This is a genomic window from Chitinophaga sp., assembly GCF_019236475.1.
Taxonomy (GTDB): domain Bacteria; phylum Bacteroidota; class Bacteroidia; order Chitinophagales; family Chitinophagaceae; genus Chitinophaga.
In genome coordinates this window covers 126,014-144,844 of the sequence record NZ_JAFAIX010000005.1, presented here as the reverse complement: position 1 = coordinate 144,844, position 18,831 = coordinate 126,014, and the positions used below count along the sequence as shown (strand labels likewise).

Below are 18,831 nucleotides of genomic sequence, written 5' to 3'. Positions count from 1 at the left end.
ACTTCCCGTTTAAAAGACAGAAGTGTAAAATTATGACGCGGATGAAATATTTATTACTGTTCACTACTTCTCTTATTGTATTCATTTTCAGTAGCTGCACCAAAAGAGATAACTTCTCCATACGAGAGTATCAGGCAGGTATAGCCCAGAGCGACAGTAATCTGTTGAAAGTCGTTGATGCCCGGAACGACAGACCGGTTATCAGAGATTCATCAGGTATGTACTATAAAATATTGATACCAGGCGATTCTATACATTATCTCACTTCCACCTCCATACCCGTTGTTAGTTATACCTATCAACTGCCTGCCGGACAAATAGTAGTCAGCTCTTTTGCCCCTACCGATTTTAATAGAACCCCACTGAATAAACATATTTTAGGCTGGCAAATTGGCCTGCGCAAAATCTCCAAAGGTGGCCGTATTCGCATGTATCTCCCTCCAGAACTGGCCTTCGGCGATGCTGGCGTACCTAACCTAGGCATCCCGCCTAATGCCATCATTATCTGCGAAGTGGAACTCGTAGATATTTTAAAATAACAAGCAAATTTTTATACATTCGTCACACAACTAAAAACTTAAGCCAATTACTTACAATGAAGAAATTCTTATTCCTGGGGATCGCATGTCTCGCACTGCTGGCAGCTTGTAAAAAAAATGATACACCCCCACCTTACGATCCATATCCGCAATTTGTAATTGATTCTACTAAAATTCAGGCTTACCTGAAAGCTAATAACATTACAGATGCCAAAATGGACGCCTCCGGCGTATTCTACCAGATTTCCAAGCAAGGTACTGGTACCGATTCCCTGAAACTAACCAGCTATCCTACTGTAGGATATGCCGGCTATCTGATGAACGGTACCACGCTAGGCACTAAATTCGATAGCAGCGATTCTACGAACTTTAGTTTCCAATACCAAATGCGTGACCTGATTCCTGGATGGTATGCAGGTATGAAATATTTACGTAAAGGTGGCCAAATGCGCATGTATATCCCTTCTGTATGGGGTTATGGTACAAGAGGTATGTCAACTATTCCTGCCAACTCTGTACTCATCTTCGATGTAAAACTCATTGATTTCACATCAGGTAACTAATTTTCCAAAAATCTCTTTCTTGTCACCCCTGTCCAACTGGGCAGGGGCGACTAGAAAATGAAAAAGGAATTGGCAGCACCACTATTGTGCGGCTAACTGCAACGCTTTTTCCAGTACATCATCCTTACCAGCTGCCAGTCCTGCCAGTGTAGGCGTTACCGGTACATTTGGCACGATTCCCTTCAAATGATGCTTACTGCCATCATGATTCTTTACCACTAAGCCACTAAAGGTAAAAATATACCCTCCTGGCATGGTGATCATATTGATGTCCCCATTCGTACCCGCTGTAGGCTCCCCGATAATCGTTGCTAAATGCTCATCCTGTACATATCCCATATAACTTTCAGCATAGCTGATAGCGCGACTGTCTGTCAGAAAAAATACTTTTCCTTTTATGTGCGGCGACTTAGGGCTTAAATTCCATCCACTTTCTGCATAAGTGGTACCATTGAACTCCGGACGAATATTCAGTGGTTTAAACATCCACTTCGCATCATCTTTCTTTTTCAATAGATATTGCAGTAATTCATGGTTGCCGTTGGGATAACCCCGCAAATCACAGATCAGGGCTTTGGCGTCGGCAATCTCCTGGATATGAGTGCTGATACTGTCCATCGGTTCTCTGTCTAAATCGATGTAGAAAATGCCAGGTTTAATCCAGCCCATCGGAGTAGTTCGCTTGGCATCATTGAAATGCTGCTGCGCTTTAGCTGTACGTGTAGCCGTTACCGTAACAGCCTGACCATTATGCAGTACGCCCAGTTCCAGGGTCGTATTAGGTGCGCCCGAACCCAAATTATTGATCCCTCGATTATCCTTATGTTGAGGAGAGCCACTGATGCATGTTTTCAAGTCGGACAGATAGGCTTCCGCAGGTTGGCCGTCTACACTGGTCACTACATCACCCGCTTGCAATTTGCCTTTTAAATTTTCATCCAACACCGCTGCCACAGCTATTTTCCCATCTGCCCGCGTAAAGAGTACTTTCAGATAGTTGACCGGTGTCTCCCCTTCTTTATGCACATATATATGGCCATCATTCAATTTGGCAGTCATTAATTTGATCGTATTGGTGAAATCATCTGCCGTTTTAGTGGCTGCTGCTGAAATGAGCCCGTCTTGTAACCATTGATCAGGCTTTTCTGCTGCATCTTCCCAGTAAGGAAAGAAATGACGCAAAATATTCCAGGCAACAATAATACCTCCTAACCTGGTGTTGAGAGAATCGCCACTAACGCTATCTTCCGTCGCTTCCAGAGCGGCTGTCAGGGATTGTAACAATAGGGAATCCCCAACAGGGTAAGTATGATCTGGATTGCCATACAATGCCAACGGAATAGCACAGGATACGCCAGAAATCAGCGTTTTGCGGATATACTCTCCCGGTAGCGGATAAGCGGCAAAAAGTGGTTGTGCAAGTGCTCCATGTTTCGATGGCAGAACACTGGTAATAAGGAGGGAGGATTTCCCTTCTTTGGCCTCTTCCTGATTACAAACAATTGCATAACTGCTGCTTTGTGGACTGATACCCCAACCAATGGGATATTGCTTTTCTCCATTTTCTTCAAAGCCGGTATTTTTCAATGGTATTTCCTTCCAGTTATCGCCGTCTTTTACCTCCAGTTTAAGCCCATCAAACCAGGCTTTTCCCTTGCCTTGCAGCATAGAACCGAGAATTATTTCTTTACCGTCAGTGTCAATGCGGCCGGTAATGGTGAACTGTTTCCAGGTGTTTTCCCTGGCAGGGTTCTGACTCATGTTGTTAAAGAACCCCATGCCCTTATCTGTATCTACCCGAAACCATAGCAAACCAATTCCACCTTTGTCTGACGCTACTTTTACCCAACCTGAATACCGAAACTCTTTACCCTGAAGGGGTTTGGCATCCAGTTGCTGATAGGTGGCGGAGAAATCGGTTGCTGTATTGCTTTCCAGAGGCGCCGGGCGATTAATACGCAGGCTTTTGTACGTATTGTTGTTGCCTTTTACCAAATAATTAGGCAAGCCTACGCCTTTATGTTGCCAGGCGATCAGTTTATATTGACTGGTATCTGGGGGGATAATGGATGGAAGGCCGGGTTCTTTACCACTGTAAACCAAAGCAGCAGGTGCAATAGGCTTAAACAGTTTATTCAAGGTTTGAATCAGTTCCAGGTTGCTTTTTGCATGTAGCACTTCCTGGCTGCCATAAACGGCGAAATTTTCCCAAGAAATACTGCTGGCCTCATCAGAAGGATGGAAGAAACGCACATATCCATACATTTTCGCAAAGGCGGTGAGGTTATCAGTTTCCCTGGTACTGAGTTGATGCTGCGCCGACACGGATCCGCCGAATATTGCGGTTACACCGGCAACGAGTAGGGTGGGGATTAATTTCATAGTAACTGAATGGCGATTTAGTTTCCTGAAAATAAGGATGAAAATTATACCAGGCTGTACCGCCTATAAAACTTTAACGATTTTAATGCAGCATATTGTCAAGTGGTACGAAGAAATTATTGCAACCGCGGATGTAGGGCGGATTTTATCTGCTTAAGTTGCCTTAATTTTACAGGAAATCAATTATTACTAGTGGCACACGAATGTATATCCGTATTTGATATTTTTAAGATAGGCGTAGGTCCATCGAGTTCGCATACCCTCGGTCCATGGCGCGCAGCACTGCGTTTCCTCCATGATCTGGAAACCGAAGGCAAGCTCCCGGCCATTTCCCGTTTACAGGTGCTCCTGTACGGTTCCCTGGCTAAAACGGGCCATGGACACGGTACAGACATTGCCGTTTTGCTTGGCCTCTGTGGCGATGATCCTGTTACCTTCGACGTAAACCAAATCACTCCCAAGATTGACGCTATACGCCGCAACCGTAAAATGACCGTTGCCGGCAAATATGAGATTGACTTCGACCCAATGGAAGATGTAACCTTCCTCTTCGAAGAATCCCTGCCTTTCCACCCGAATGCACTCACTTTCCTGGTCACCTTCAATGATGGCGATCAACGAGCTGCTACCTATTACTCCATTGGTGGCGGTTTTGTGGTACAAGAAGGTGAAGGTAATTCTGCAGGATCCTCTGTAGACTTACCTTTCCCAATTGATACCGCTCGTCAGTTGTTGCAATTTTGCATCAAAACAGGATTCAGTATCTCTGAAGTGGTGATGGAAAATGAACAGGCTTGGCGTCCAGAAGCGGAAACTAGAACAGGCGTACTCAATATCTGGCGCGTGATGCAGGAATGTACTTTCCGTGGCTGTCATACTACCGGAGAGCTGCCTGGCGGCCTCAAAGTAGCCCGCCGCGCTGCTGCCCTGAATAAGAAACTGCTGCAAGGACGTACCTATACAGATTATACCTCTTGGATTGAAGCCATCCGTGCTGGCGGAGAACATTTCTCCTATACACTGGATTGGGTAAGCTGCTTTGCCCTGGCGGTAAATGAAGAAAACGCTTCCTTCGGACGCGTGGTAACTGCCCCTACCAATGGCGCTGCAGGGGTTATCCCGGCCGTATTGCAGTACTTCATTGCTTTCTGCGATGGCCTCCACGAAGATAAAATCATTCAGTTCCTGCTAACTGCTTCTGAAATCGGCAGTATCTTCAAGAAACGCTCCACCATCTCGGCTGCCATGGGCGGCTGTCAGGCGGAAATTGGCGTGTCTTCTGCTATGGCCGCTGCTGCACTGACGGAATGCCTCGGTGGTTCTCAACGACAAGTGTTGATGGCGGCAGAAATAGCTATGGAACACCATCTGGGACTTACCTGCGATCCAATCGGTGGACTGGTACAGGTTCCATGCATCGAGCGTAATACCATGGGTGCTATCAAAGCCATTACGGCTTCCCAGTTGGCATTGCAGTCAAATCCTGAACTGGCAAAGGTTTCCTTGGATGCAGTTGTGAAAACAATGTGGGATACGGCCCTGGATATGAACTCCAAGTATAAAGAAACATCAGACGGTGGGCTGGCTGTAAATATTCCTATCAGCCTTTCTGAGTGCTGATTACAAAAAGCTCCTACGAAAAAGATAAAAAACCGGCAAATGACGTCGCAGACGTCATTTGCCGGTTTTTTTGATACTATTTACGATGCATTGGCAGAAATAAACTATATTTCATACCTGCTTATTTGAATCCTATGCGTTTTTATTTCGCTGCTTTTTTGCTCCTGGCAAACCTACAACTCGCTGCTCAACAATTCGGGGGAAATCCCTCTAGTCTTAAATGGCAGCAGATCAACACGGATACTGTCCGGGTCATTTTTCCCAAAGGAATGAGCCAGACAGGGGAACGTGTAGCCAATATCGTTACTTATCTCAACCGCAATACCCGTCAGTCTATCGGCAATCGGCAGCAGAAAGTAAGTATCGTGCTGCAAAACCAGACCATGGAGTCCAACGGTTATGTGGCGCTGGGGCCTTTCCGTTCGGAGTTCTATCTCACGCCGCCACCTACTTCTTTTGATCTGGGTTCGCTCAACTGGGCAGAACAACTGTCGCTGCATGAATATCGGCACGTACTGCAGAACATGAACTTCCGACAGGGCGTGTCTAAAGTGGCTTCTTGGGTAGGCGGACAACTAGGACAAGCAGCAGCCACCAATATTGCTGTTCCAAACTGGTTTTGGGAAGGAGATGCGGTTACGATGGAAACAGCCCTCAGTAACCAGGGGAGGGGCCGACTTCCGGCTTTCTTCGATGGTTTCCGCGCGCTCTCGCTGGCAAACAAGGATTACCGCTATATGAAAATACGCGGTGGATCGTATAAGGATTTCCTGCCGAACCATTACCCTTTAGGCTACCTGATGAGCATTTATGGACGTGACCATTACGGTCCTACGTTCTGGAAAGATGTTACGAGAGACGCGGTTCGCTACAGAAGCGTCTTTTACCCAATGTCTCGCGCCATAAAACGGCGTACAGGCATGAACGTTACTGGCTTCTATCATGCCATGATTAGTCATTATGATTCTATCTGGAATGCCTGGGCACAAAGACCAGCAATCACACCTGTCAGAACAGTATCGCCGAAAGCAAAGGTCTATACCGATTATAAATACATGTATTCCGCAGGGAATCACGATTTTATCGTCCTGAAAGGCTCTTGGAACAAGGTGCCCGCCTTTTACCTGTTGCGTCAGGATGGCTCAGAAGAACTGCTGACCTACCCGGGTATAGTCTTCGATGATTATTTCAGCTATCGTAATAACAGGATTGTCTGGGCTGCTGCTAGATTCGATGTTCGCTGGAGCTGGAAAGAACTTTCCGTTATCAGGGTCTATGACCGCAATACGGGACATACCAGCACGGTTACTGGCAGAGGGAAATTCTTCTCCCCAGATATCAATAATGATGGTTCTAAAATCATTGCTACGGTTGTTTCTCCGGAAATGAAATACAGTTTGCAGTTGATCAATGCCGAAACTGGCACCGTGGAAAAGGAATTGCCCAATCCAGACAACTGGTATTTTGCCAATCCTCGTTTCACTGCTGGGGAAGATGCCGTGATTGCCGCCGCTCGCGATAAATCCGGTAAAATGGCCTTGGTACAGCAATCCCTAACTACGGGTCAAATTACCACCCTGTCAGACTTCAGTTTTAATGTGATCGGCGCGCCTACTATTTATGGCGATACCGCTTATTTCATTGCTGGTGGTAAAGACGTGAACAACGTATACGCGATGACGTTATCTGACAGGAAAACCTACCAAGTAACAGATCTTCCGAATTCAGCACTCTTCGCGGCGCCTAACCAGGATAGTCTGCTATTCAGTGAGTTTACGGATAAAGGATATAAGCTGTTTCAGTCCTCCCTATCTACCACCAACTGGAAACCCGCCGATCTGACAGTCCGCAGTAGCAGTGCTTGGCTGAATCCGGAATTCCATGAGGGAGGAAATGTGTTGAGTACCGTGCCGCATGATTCCCTTCCTGTTGAAAAATACCGGAAAACCACTGGCACCTTTAATTTTCACAGTTGGGTACCATCGTTTAATGATCCGGAGTATAGTATTAGCCTCTTAGGGAATAACGTTCTCAATACAACTGCTACTTCCGTCGGTTATACCTATAACAAAAACGAAGGTACTTCCGATTTTGGCGCTAGCTTCCTGTATGGTGGCTGGTTTCCGTGGCTAGGTACCGGTGTCGACTATACGATAAATAAAAGTGGATATACCTCTAAAGGCCAACTTGTCTACTGGAATCAGCTCAGTTGGCATGCTGGTTTTACGATACCGTTGAATTTTTCGTCTGGATTATATGGTCGTTCCTTGACTTTATCTTCCAATTATTATATTCAGCAGTTATACGCAAATGGTTTGCGTTTCCGCGTGAATCCGCAGCAGTATGCATCTACCGCCCTGGTGTTTAATAACCAGCGTATCCGTGCTGCCCAAAATATTTACAGCCATTTCGGTCAATATCTGGTGCTTCAGTATAATAATTCTATCGGTGGTGCCCGTGGAAACCAGTTCTACGGCCGTTTTGATCTGAGTCTACCAGGATTATCCAGGAACCATAGCCTGGTATTACAGGCAGCTTATCAACGCCATGATACGCTAGGAAACTACAGCTTTACAGATCGTTTCGTATATGCGAGAGGGTATAACAAACCATTCTATAACCGTATTTATAAGCTAGGCGCGAATTACCATTTCCCGCTATGGTACCCTGACTGGGGATTTGCGCAGATCATGTATATCAGTCGTGTTCGTGCAAATGCCTTCTTTGATTACAGTCGTGCCAACGATTATATCCGCCATGTAGATAATACTTATCGTTCCACTGGTGGGGAATTATACCTGGATACGAAGCTGGGGAATACTATTCCGTTTACATTCGGTATGAGAATGAGTTACCTCCTTGATCCAGACCCAGTAGATAATGCGAAAGTCAGAGTGGATTTCATCCTCCCGTTACAACAACTTTTTTCTTACTGATAATGTGAGAGCGTCCATACCGGCAAATGGTTTCCTGTAGTGGCAGTTCCATGCAGTCATCGATGGATAGCGCAAGAATACTTGGGCTACGTCTCCCTTGGCGATAATCCTTTAATAAATGTCGCCAAGAGGATGGATAAAACCAAAGAAGAGATAGGAAAAAGACCAGGCATGGCCAGGTAAAATTACCATTGCCAATCAAATAAGCCTGCATGCGTATTTCATCAGGCATCGTATAAGCATAGCCTAAAAGCAGATGCTTCAAATCATGGTCTTCAAAACTTGGAATTAATCGGTATCCATTGGTGTCCAGAAGGTTTGCCAAGGTAAATCCAGTAGTGTGCGGAGGGAGCGTACGCATATATGCAACTTTCCGCTCTAACTTATCGGTATTGTATAATTTTTCCAGTAGGAATATAGATATGCCAGTAATTTTCATTTCATAGGTCAAAAATGTGATCTACTGTTTACCTGATGATGAATTTCAGCGAAGGCGCTTTATAAATCTTTTCAGGGGTATACTGGATAAGGATTTCATCAAAATACAGGATATCTCCTTTTTCAAGTTTTTCCTTCATTCCTTTGCTCCAGGTAGGACTCATTTTGGCAGATTTGAAATTATCACCAGTAAAGTCTTTATAGATGCCGGGTTGCCCGGTAGTATCATTTAGGTAGACTTCATGTTTTTCGTAGGTAAAAGCAAATGAAATCACCGGATATTTAGCGCCTTTCTCATCGCGCACTACCAGGGTAGAATCCAGGAGTTTCACCACTTCATTTTTGGGCAGGGAATCACTGAGGAAAATTCCCCAGGTACTAATCAGTTTCTTGGGGTGTTTATCCGTGGTGGCAACTGCGGCTGGTTTCTTTACAGGCGTTTTGGACGACTGCGCAAAGCCGGCGTAGCCTGTCAGAAGCAGTGCAGAAAGTAACAGGTGTTTGATCATAGTATTGGCGGGAAAAAAATCGCCCGGTATAGAACGACCGGGCGATTGAAAAAATTATAAGGATTTCAGACTTTCCTCTATCGCCTTAATTTTGGCTTCGGCGTCTTCTTTCTTCTTACGTTCTACATCCACTACTTCCGGTTTCGCGTTCTGAACAAAGCGTTCATTGGCGAGTTTCTTTTCTACGGAAGCAAGGAAGCCTTGCAGGTAAACCAGGTCTTTCTCCAGGGTTTCTTTCTGTGTGCTGTTATCCAGTTCTGTTTCTGTACCCAGGTAGAATTTATCTTTCTGTACTACCAGTGTAATACATCCTGGAACTGCTTCTTCAACATAGATAACTGCTTTTGCATTCACCTGTTTAGCGAGGATGCTCTCAATTTGTTTGAAAGCATTTTCGTGTTTGGTTTCGATATGCAATACAATTGGATCCTTTGGTTTGATCTGGTGCTTCTGTCTAGCCTCACGGATGCTGCTGATTACTTCTTTCAGCAGAATACCTTCTGTCAAAGTAGCATGGGATGGCGCTTCTGGTGTGCTGAATTGCAGCAACATCAGGGAATCATCTTCATTGCGTACTTTCAGATGCTGGTAAATTTCTTCCGTGATGAACGGCATGTATGGGTGCAGCAGTTGCATCAGTTGTTCGAAGAAACGAATCGTGTGCTGGTAGAGAGAAGCCGCGATTGGCTGTTCAAAACCAGGTTTCACCCATTCCAGGTACCAGGAGCAGAAGTCGTCCCAGATAAGGCCGTACAATGATTTCAGTCCTTCGCTGAGGCGGAAGTCGTTGTGTAGATTTTCTACTTCCGCTTGTACTTCGCGCAGGCGGCTTTCAAACCATTTCACCGCAAAGTGATTCGCAGCGATATTAGTTTGATCTACTTCCTGGTTCTGTTCCCACATTTTGATCAGCTTCAGGGCGTTCCACATCTTATTACCGAATTTGGAACCCTGGTCACAGCTAGCGTTATCGAACAGCAGGTCGTTACCGGCAGGGGAGGAGATCATGATGCCAAAACGAACCGCATCGGCGCCATATTGGTGGATCAGTTCCAGCAAGTCAGGGGAGTTACCAAGTGACTTACTCATCTTGCGGCCTTGTTTATCGCGTACCATACCAGTGAAGTACACGTCGCTGAAAGGTTTTACTTCTTTGTATTCCAGGCCGGCCATGATCATGCGGGCCACCCAGAAGAAGATAATATCCTGACCTGTTACGAGTACAGAGGTAGGGTAGTAGTAGTTAATATCAGCGTTATCTGGTTTAGAGATACCATTGAACACTTCCATTGGCCAGAGCCAGGAAGAGAACCAGGTATCCAGGCAGTCTTCATCCTGTTTGAGATCCGCAGCAGCAACGGTGATACCGCGTTTCGCGAATTGTGCCACCGCTTCAGCAGCAGTAGCAGCCACTTCGAAAGCGCCCTCGTTGGTATACCATGCAGGAATTTGTTGTCCCCACCAGAGTTGACGGGAGATACACCAATCCTTCACGTTTTCCATCCAGTATTTGTAGGTAGCCATGAATCTGTCGCCGGGATGGATTTTAACATCACCGTTTACAACGGCATCCAGTGCAGGTTTTGCCATGTCTGCCATTTTCACGAACCACTGGGTAGAGATACGAGGTTCCACCACGGTGTCAGGGTTACGTTGGCTGTAACCGAGGCGGGTAGTGTATTCTTGTTCTTTTTCCAGAAGGCCGGCTTCATCGAGGGCGGCTACTACTTTCTTACGTGCAACGAATCTGTCTTCACCAACGAATACCACAGCGGCTGCGCTGAGGGTACCGTCGTCGTTGAGGGTATCGATTACTTCCAGGTTATGTTTCAGACCCAGGTTGTAGTCATTGATATCATGTGCAGGCGTCACTTTCAGGGCGCCGGTACCGAATTCTTTGTCAACATAGGTATCGAAGATTACTGGAATACGGCGGTTCACCAGTGGCACTGTAGCATAGAAGCCTTGCAGGTGTTTATAGCGTTCATCATCAGGGTTTACGCAGATAGCGGTATCGCCCATGATGGTTTCAGGACGCTGGGTAGCGATCGTGATGAACTCACCGGTAGGCGTGCCTTCAGCGTTGGTGATGGCGTATTTAACATGATACAATTTACCTTGGAGGTCTTTGTATTCTACTTCCTCATCGCTGAGCGCAGTCTTCGCCTTAGGATCCCAGTTGATCATACGGGCGCCGCGATAGATGAGTCCTTTATTATAGAGGTCTATAAAGACTTTAATAACTGCTTCGTAGTAGTGATCGTCCATGGTAAAGGTAACACGGTCCCAATCGCAGGAGCAGCCCAGTTTTTTGATCTGGTGATAGATGATGCCACCGTATTTGTCTTTCCACTCAAAAGCGTATTTCAGAAACTCTTCGCGGGTCAGTTGCGATTTCTCGATGCCTTTCTCGCGTTTGAGCATATCTACCACTTTAGCTTCAGTAGCAATGGAAGCGTGGTCAGAACCGGGTACCCAGCAGGCGTTGAATCCGCTCATGCGGGCACGGCGTACCAGGATATCCTGAACGGTTTCGTTGAGGGTATGGCCCATGTGTAGTACACCGGTAACATTGGGAGGAGGGATGACGACCGTAAACGGTTTACGTGAATCCGGAGTAGAACGGAAATAGCCTTTTTCCATCCAATGTTGATACCATTTTTCCTCAACCGTCGCAGGTTGGTAATTCTTAGAAAGTTCCATGCTATTCATAATATAAGTCTGCAAAAATATAGAAAAAAGCGAAGTGAGAACAGATTAACCCGCAGTTTTAGCACTGAATCCCGGGTGAATGTTGTCTCCCTAACTCATCGCTGCTATCACTTTGCAGGTTTTGTCTACCATTTCCGGCGTTACATCCAGGTGCAGCACCATTCTTACCTGTGTGGCAGAAATAGGGATAACGAGGATGTTATTGGCTTTTAGATGATCCGCAAATTGTTGTGGTGTCAGTCGGCCTTTTACTTCAAATATGAGAATATTGGTTTCCACTGGCAGGAATTCACCGATAAAATCGTGTTGTGACAGTTCGGCAGCAATTTTTTTCGCATGCAGGTGGTCTTCAGCGAGACGTGCTATATTGTTCTCCATAGCGTATATTCCAGTAGCAGCCATATATCCTGCCTGGCGCATACCTCCGCCCAATTTCTTACGAATGCGGCGAGCAGCGCGGATATAATCGCGGTCGCCCATTAGTACAGACCCCATCGGGCAGCCCATGCCTTTGTTGAGGCAAACGGAGATGCTGTCAAATGTTTGGCCGTAGGTTTTAGGATCTTGTCCGGTGGCTACCAGTGCGTTAAACAAGCGGGCGCCATCTAAATGCAATTTAAGATTATGCTGCGCACATACATTGCGTATCGCTGCTATATCTTGCCAATTATAACAGGCGCCTCCGCCTCTGTTGGACGTATTTTCCAGGCAAACGAGGCTGGTATTGGCGCGGTGGATATCATCTGGTTGAATGGCAGCCTGCACTTGGTCTGCAGTGATCATGCCTCTGTCGCCGTGTATGGTATGGGCTTGCGAGCCGGAGTTGAAGGCGATACCCCCTCCTTCATAGACGAATACGTGGGCCAGGTGGGAGCAGATGACTTCATCTCCTGGGCGTGTATGTACATTGATGCCAATCTGATTGGACATTGTGCCGGAAGGGCAGTAAAGGGCTGACTCTTTGCCAAAGTAGTCTGCCATCATGGCTTCCAGTTTGTTAACACTGGGGTCCTCTCCGAAAACATCATCGCCTACTGGGGCGGTAGTCATGGCCTGTAACATGCCATGGGAGGGACGTGTAAAAGTGTCGCTTCTAAAATCGATCATATCGTTGGAAAATTTGCAAATTCAGGATCAATAAATTAGTGAACGGTTTTAATTTATGAAGATTTTTTTTCAATTGTTAAAATTTGACTAAAGCTACGTTGTACAAGAACTAAATGGTTATGAAATTCCGTTAATAAAAGGTAATTTGTTATTAAGTCCAGCAAAGTAAGGAAGATTTGGTAGAGTGATTCGTTAGCACGATCTTTGCAGGCTAATTCGAAACAGGAGATAGATAGAGCGGGAAACTTTGTAAGTTATATAATTTTGGTATTTCGAACAAAAATTTTCTTTCTCTGTTACTTTATTTATAAACCAATACAATTTTTCATATGAGGCAACTTAAAATTGCCACCCAGATCACCAACCGTGATTCGCAGGCGGTAGAAAAGTACCTGCAGGAAATCTCGAAGATCCCTTTGTTAACACCTGAGGAGGAGACCGTTTTGGCGCAGCGTATAAAAATGGGCGATCAAAAGGCTCTTGAAAGATTGACTACAGGAAACCTTCGTTTCGTAGTTTCTGTGGCAAAGCAATATCAACATCAGGGGCTCAGCCTCAGTGACCTTATCAATGAAGGTAATTTAGGTTTGATCAAAGCCGCGCAACGATTCGATGAAACAAAAGGTTTTAAATTCATTTCCTATGCTGTATGGTGGATTCGCCAATCCATTCTACAGGCGTTAGCGGAACAAGGTCGTCTTGTTCGTCTGCCGCAGAATAAAATTGGTACTTATAATAAGGCGAACAAAGCTTACATGGCGTTTGAACAGGAAAACGAGCGTGAACCTTCTACCGAGGAACTCGCAGAAATCCTGGAAATGTCAGAATCGGAAATTAACAATATTTTCCAGAGCAATACCCGACATATGTCACTGGACGCACCAGTACATGAAGCTGAAGACGTAGCGATGGGTGATCTGCTGGAAGGTGGAGACATTACCGACGACGATGTTATGCGCGACTCACTACGCGAAGAAATACGCAGAGTACTGAAGTCACTCAGTCCACGTGAAGCTGAAATTGTGAACGCTTATTTCGGTCTGGATGGTGAAAATGGGGCAACAATCGAACAAATCGGTCAGAAATATGATCTGACAAAAGAAAGAATCAGGCAAATTAAGGAACGCGCTATCAAAAGGCTGCAGAAAGCTCGCTATAGTGGCGCTTTAAAATCCTACCTGGGATAATTTCATTTTGGAATTCTCTTGATCCTGAAACCGTTATCACGGTTTTTTCATCGGATAATAAAGAAATCTACATATCCTCTTTATTCTATAAGTACACCGGCCTTGTAATTACATGGCCGGTGTTCTTATATTAATACATACTCGTATTTTTGCAGGCTAAAATCGTACACCAATCATTAGATACATTTATACAGTAATTTAGAAGTATGGAAAACAAGAACCAGCAAGAGCATGTGCATTTACTGATCATCGGTTCCGGCCCTGCCGGGTATACCGCAGCGATATATGCCGCAAGAGCTAACCTAAAACCTGTACTCTATCAGGGTATCCAACCAGGCGGTCAGCTTACCATCACAACAGAAGTAGAAAACTATCCAGGCTATCCAGAAGGTATTCAAGGACCAGAAATGATGGTCGACTTCGAAAAACAAGCTACCCGTATGGGAGCAGATATCCGTTACGGTCTCGCTACTTCCGTTGACTTTAGCCAACAACCATATAAAGTTATTATCGACGAAGAAAAGGAAATCACTGCTGATGCTGTGATCATCGCTACCGGCGCCTCCGCAAAATGGCTCGGTATTCCTTCCGAACAACGTCTCAACGGTAGCGGCGTTTCCGCTTGCGCTGTGTGCGACGGTTTCTTCTTCCGTGGTAAAGAAGTAGCTATCGTTGGTGCAGGTGATACTGCTGCTGAAGAAGCACTGTATCTCTCTAAAATGTGCAGCACTGTTCATATGCTCGTACGTCGTGATGAAATGCGCGCCTCTAAAGTAATGCAAGACCGCGTACTCAAAACTTCCAATATCATCGTTTACTGGAATTCTGAAACAGATGAAGTACTCGGAGAAAATAAAGTGGAAGCCATCAGAATTCGCAACAACAAAACCGGCGACCTGAAAGAAGTACCAGTAAGCGCCTTCTTCGTCGCCATCGGCCACCAGCCAAACTCCGCTATCTTCAAAGATTACCTGGAGCTGGATGAACAAGATTACATCGTTACCGTTCCTGGTACTTCCCGTACCAATGTGGAAGGCGTTTTCGCTTGCGGCGACGTGCAGGATAAAATTTACCGCCAGGCTGTTACCGCTGCAGGTAGCGGTTGTATGGCTGCCCTGGATGCAGAAAGATACCTCTCTGCTAAAGGTCATCACTAATATTTTATCAAATCATATGCAAATGCCGGATAAGCTGCTATGCCTGTCCGGCATTCGCTTTAATCATCTCTACCCATGCTTACCATTGCTCTGGAAAAAATTAGCTTCCATGCCTTTCATGGCCTATTCCCGGAAGAAACTATCATCGGAAACGAGTTTATCCTCGATATCTTAGTTCGTATACCCGGTACCGTGCCCATCGATGATCTGGCCAATACGGTAAACTATCAGGGTATCTATGAAATCGCCCGTGAAGTAATGGAAGTTCCCAAACCCTTGCTGGAAGAGGTAGTATACCAGATCTCCGATACTATCAAACAACGTTATCCTGCCATTACACATAGCACGGTTACCCTTCGGAAAATGAATCCCCCCATGGGCGCTAGTATCCGTAATTCGCTCGTATCCCTGGAAAAGGATTATTAATAACTTGTAGATAAACCGTGGCGGTTATAATCTGTTATTTTCGTAGATTTATAGCTATAGGTTCATCAACAAATTATCTAAACTTAAAACCTGCCCTATGGTGAAGAAGATTATCACTGTTTCCCTGCTGCTCCTGGCAACCCTCGTCACTAAAGCCCAAACGGTGGAAGAGATGGTAACCCAGGCCAAACAACTGGAAACACAAATGAAAGAGCAGGAGGCATTCGATAAGGATAAGGAAATTCTGAAAATACAACCCACCAACCTGGACGCCCTCGTTCAGGCCAGCGAAATGGCTTCTCGCATTGGTAATCGCCAGAAAGATAAATCTACTAAAACAACCTGGTTCAATCAGGCGAAAGACTACGCTGCCGCTGCCTTAAAGGTAAATCCCAATAGCGCTCCCGCCAACTACGCCATGGCTGTAGCAATGGGCCGCATGGCACTCATCTCTGGCGCAAAAGAAAAAGTGGCCGCCTCCAAGGATGTGAAAAAATACGCGGAACTCGCTATCAAATTCGATCCAAAAATGGGCCCCGCCTACCATGTACTGGGTAAATGGAACTACGAAGTAGCTAACCTGAATGTATTCGAAAGAGGCGCTGCAAAAATGCTCTTCGGCGGACTCCCAGATGGCTCCCTCGCCAACGCTATCACCAACTACGAGAAGTGTCGCCAATTAGATCCAGGCTTTATCCTCAATTACTATGAACTGGCCAGAGCTTACAAAGCCAACGACCAGTCAGACAAAGCAATTGAGGTACTGAAAAAGGCGCTGACACTGCGCAACATCACCTACGACGATGCCAGTATCAAAGCGGATTGTCAAAAAATGCTGAACGACCTGCAATAAAGATATTGACTATAAAAAGAAAGGACCTGCCTCTGGCTGGTCCTTTCTTTTTATAGCATTGATTAAATCACTTTTCCTTTCCAACGTCCACTGTTCAGGTACCAGACACTCATGGTTAATATGATAAACCAGTAAATGAAATCCGCCCCCCAGGCCAGGTGCAATGGACTCCGCATGCGTTCTATGACGATATCGCAATAGACCAGGTAGCCAATCACGGCCACGATTTCCGTGATGAGGTTCATACGGGTATTACCAGTACCGGTTACGCCACTGAGTACAACCGCCGAAACAGCCATCACCAGGGTACTTAAGGAGATGATCCGGATGGAGAGAATGGAGTCTGCAATCAAACCGGCATCTGTTGTATATATATGTAATAGGGTATAAGGGAAGATATTTACCAGTGCACATACCACTAATGAACATACAACGCTGAACAGCACTATCCGCCGGATAGCCTTAAAAACCTGGTCCTGCTTACCTTGGCCAATAAGGTTACTCACCATCGTATTACAAGTGGCCGCCAATGCCCAGGTGAAAATACCAAAGAAGCCAAATACACTACGCAACATATTGGAAATCGCCAGCGGACGCTCTCCCAGGTGTTCTATAAATATGAAAAATACAAACCAGCTACCAATACTGAATAAGAACTGTACAATGATCGGCGCCGATACATTCAGGATATTTTTCAGAATGTCCCAGGATGGTCGCAGATAGCGAAACAGGCTGTAAGTAAGATAGTATCTCTTTAAAAATAAAATACTATATGCCACTGTAAATCCAGTAGCTTCGGCAATAATACTGGCTGTAGCCGCACCATTCAGTCCCATTGCGGGAAGCCCCAGTTTGCCGAAAATCAGGCCATAATCAAAGACAATATTTACAATTTCTTGGCAGAAAGAGGTGACAGCCAATACCTTGGAATGCCCGCTGCCGATGTAAAAGGCATTAGCCATACTCAACATCATCAGCAAAGGCAAGCCCCAAATACGGATACGTATAAACGAAATGGCGGCTTCATAAATTTGAGGGTTATGAAGACTATGTGCAAAGAAATATGGAGCTGCCAATAACGTAATACAGATGGCCACCAAAGAACAACAGAAGCCCAGTATCAACCCGTTGGAAAATAACTGACCTATCCCCGCATACTGCCGCTGTCCGGCTCTACGGGCAATCAATACCTGCATACCGTTGTTGAGGCCATAAGCAATCATGTACATTACCAGGTAATAAATACCAGCGATCCCATTGGCGGCCAGCTCAAATTCTCCGAGCCTACCCAGGAATGCGGTATTCGTCATGTGATTAATCTGGGGTATAATTAAAGCCAAACATATAGGTGCTGCTATCTTTATAATATCCCTGTTCGATACTTCCAGTTGCATGGTGCGGGTCTTGCTGGGGGCAAAGATATACTTCCTGCGAGGCAATTAAAGTAAAAAGTTTATTATTGTATTTCATTTAGATTCTATAACATGCCTGTGGCCTATAACATCCATCCTGCATTTACAGTAGACGATGAAACGCTGCTGGAAACCGATCTTACCTCTTGCCACCTTTTGGTGCTAGTAGGAACCGGCACTTTCAGCTATGTGGTGTATGAGCCTGTTGCAAAGAAATTCCTGGCATTAAAATCCTATCATTTCCAACCGCAGAAACTAGCACTGGCGGACCTGGAGATGATTGAGGAGGTTTTTGAAATAGATAAACTGCTATTCACGGCCTTTAAGTCGGTATTACTGTCTTTCGACACCGGAAACGGTGTCCTGGTACCACAGCAGTATTTCAATTCCGCCATCAAAAAGGATTACCTGCACCTGGTGCAGCCGGAAAAAGTACAGGAAGCGGTACTTTCAGATCTCATTTATGGTCAGCCTTTTGTAAATGTATACAGTCTGGATAAAGACCTGGTAGGATTCCTTCGAAAGGAATTCTCTTCAGATCTGGTATTACATGCTAATTCCGCACTGCTATTAGCATACCCGAAGGACCTGGACTACTACAGCGAGAACGGAGTGGTGTTCGTGGAGGTACAACGACATGCCATCACTATTACGGTATATAAAGGAGGAAAATTATTAATCCAACAGCGTGGTGAATACCAGACAGGACTAGATGCAGTATACCTGTTGATCAGTACCTTAAGGCAATTAGAAATAAATGAACAGCAGGTGAAGGTAAAGCTGTCTGGAGCCCTGGTAAAAGATAATGCTGTTTACCAGGAAATGTACAAGTTTATCCCGAACCTGGAATGGGCACAACGCCTACCGGGATTCAATTACATCGGAAAGATGCAGGAAATTCCGGGTTATTATTTTCATAACCTGTATGCGTTAGCATTATGCGTATAATCGGAGGAGCGAGTGGGGGCAGGAGATTTCAGCCGCCGGCCA

At 45.5% G+C, this 18,831-nt stretch carries 15 protein-coding genes; 9 read left to right on the top strand and 6 right to left on the bottom strand.

Going from position 1 to position 18,831, the window contains the following annotated elements:
* Positions 1 to 41: 41 nt before the first annotated feature.
* Both JO154_RS07870 and JO154_RS07865 read left to right on the top strand, forming a co-directional pair.
* On the top strand, positions 42 to 539 hold the full coding sequence (locus tag JO154_RS07870; protein ID WP_291943448.1) for an FKBP-type peptidyl-prolyl cis-trans isomerase: 498 nt from the start codon (positions 42 to 44) through the stop codon (positions 537 to 539).
* Positions 540 to 595: 56 nt separating this feature from the next.
* Positions 596 to 1,102 (top strand): FKBP-type peptidyl-prolyl cis-trans isomerase, encoded by a 507-nt coding sequence (locus JO154_RS07865; protein WP_291943447.1) that lies wholly within the window; start codon positions 596 to 598, stop codon positions 1,100 to 1,102.
* Positions 1,103 to 1,183: 81 nt separating this feature from the next.
* Here the strand turns inward: JO154_RS07865 and JO154_RS07860 are convergent, their stop codons facing one another.
* Positions 1,184 to 3,484, bottom strand: a complete 2,301-nt coding sequence (locus JO154_RS07860; RefSeq protein WP_291943444.1) for a S41 family peptidase — start codon at positions 3,482 to 3,484, stop codon at positions 1,184 to 1,186.
* Positions 3,485 to 3,676: 192 nt separating this feature from the next.
* Between JO154_RS07860 and JO154_RS07855 the strand changes: the two genes are divergently transcribed.
* Entirely contained in the window at positions 3,677 to 5,104 is a 1,428-nt protein-coding gene (locus tag JO154_RS07855) for an L-serine ammonia-lyase (RefSeq protein WP_291943441.1), read from the top strand.
* A 134-nt stretch (positions 5,105 to 5,238) separates the two neighbouring features.
* Positions 5,239 to 8,040, top strand: a complete 2,802-nt coding sequence (locus tag JO154_RS07850) for a hypothetical protein (protein ID WP_291943438.1) — start codon at positions 5,239 to 5,241, stop codon at positions 8,038 to 8,040.
* Here JO154_RS07850 and JO154_RS07845 read toward each other — a convergent pair.
* The 4 genes from JO154_RS07845 to JO154_RS07830 all read right to left on the bottom strand — a co-directional run bounded on the left by JO154_RS07845 (position 8,006) and on the right by JO154_RS07830 (position 12,806).
* Positions 8,006 to 8,491 (bottom strand): hypothetical protein, encoded by a 486-nt coding sequence (locus JO154_RS07845; protein ID WP_291943436.1) that lies wholly within the window; start codon positions 8,489 to 8,491, stop codon positions 8,006 to 8,008. The two genes, JO154_RS07850 and JO154_RS07845, sit on opposite strands and share 35 nt — an antisense overlap.
* 16 nt (positions 8,492 to 8,507) lie before the next feature.
* On the bottom strand, positions 8,508 to 8,987 hold the full coding sequence (locus tag JO154_RS07840; RefSeq protein ID WP_291943433.1) for a hypothetical protein: 480 nt from the start codon (positions 8,985 to 8,987) through the stop codon (positions 8,508 to 8,510).
* A 54-nt stretch (positions 8,988 to 9,041) separates the two neighbouring features.
* The gene (locus JO154_RS07835; RefSeq protein WP_291943431.1) at positions 9,042 to 11,690 is read right to left on the bottom strand and encodes a valine--tRNA ligase; all 2,649 of its coding nucleotides are present in this window, start codon (positions 11,688 to 11,690) and stop codon (positions 9,042 to 9,044) included.
* 99 nt (positions 11,691 to 11,789) lie between these two features.
* Entirely contained in the window at positions 11,790 to 12,806 is a 1,017-nt protein-coding gene (locus tag JO154_RS07830) for a GntG family PLP-dependent aldolase (protein ID WP_291943429.1), read from the bottom strand.
* Positions 12,807 to 13,135: 329 nt separating this feature from the next.
* Between JO154_RS07830 and JO154_RS07825 the strand changes: the two genes are divergently transcribed.
* The 4 genes from JO154_RS07825 to JO154_RS07810 all read left to right on the top strand — a co-directional run bounded on the left by JO154_RS07825 (position 13,136) and on the right by JO154_RS07810 (position 16,429).
* Complete coding sequence (locus JO154_RS07825) at positions 13,136 to 13,993, top strand: RNA polymerase sigma factor RpoD/SigA (protein WP_012793808.1); 858 nt, start codon at positions 13,136 to 13,138, stop codon at positions 13,991 to 13,993.
* Between the two features lie 206 nt (positions 13,994 to 14,199).
* Positions 14,200 to 15,150, top strand: a complete 951-nt coding sequence (trxB, locus tag JO154_RS07820; RefSeq protein WP_291943427.1) for a thioredoxin-disulfide reductase — start codon at positions 14,200 to 14,202, stop codon at positions 15,148 to 15,150.
* 75 nt (positions 15,151 to 15,225) lie between these two features.
* The gene (locus JO154_RS07815) at positions 15,226 to 15,576 is read left to right on the top strand and encodes a dihydroneopterin aldolase (protein WP_291943424.1); all 351 of its coding nucleotides are present in this window, start codon (positions 15,226 to 15,228) and stop codon (positions 15,574 to 15,576) included.
* Positions 15,577 to 15,673: 97 nt separating this feature from the next.
* Positions 15,674 to 16,429 (top strand): tetratricopeptide repeat protein, encoded by a 756-nt coding sequence (locus tag JO154_RS07810; RefSeq protein ID WP_291943423.1) that lies wholly within the window; start codon positions 15,674 to 15,676, stop codon positions 16,427 to 16,429.
* Between the two features lie 62 nt (positions 16,430 to 16,491).
* Here the strand turns inward: JO154_RS07810 and JO154_RS07805 are convergent, their stop codons facing one another.
* The gene (locus JO154_RS07805) at positions 16,492 to 17,823 is read right to left on the bottom strand and encodes an MATE family efflux transporter (RefSeq protein WP_291944174.1); all 1,332 of its coding nucleotides are present in this window, start codon (positions 17,821 to 17,823) and stop codon (positions 16,492 to 16,494) included.
* A gap of 90 nt (positions 17,824 to 17,913) precedes the next feature.
* Between JO154_RS07805 and JO154_RS07800 the strand changes: the two genes are divergently transcribed.
* Positions 17,914 to 18,789, top strand: a complete 876-nt coding sequence (locus JO154_RS07800; RefSeq protein WP_291943421.1) for a DUF3822 family protein — start codon at positions 17,914 to 17,916, stop codon at positions 18,787 to 18,789.
* The last annotated feature ends 42 nt before the right edge of the window (positions 18,790 to 18,831 follow it).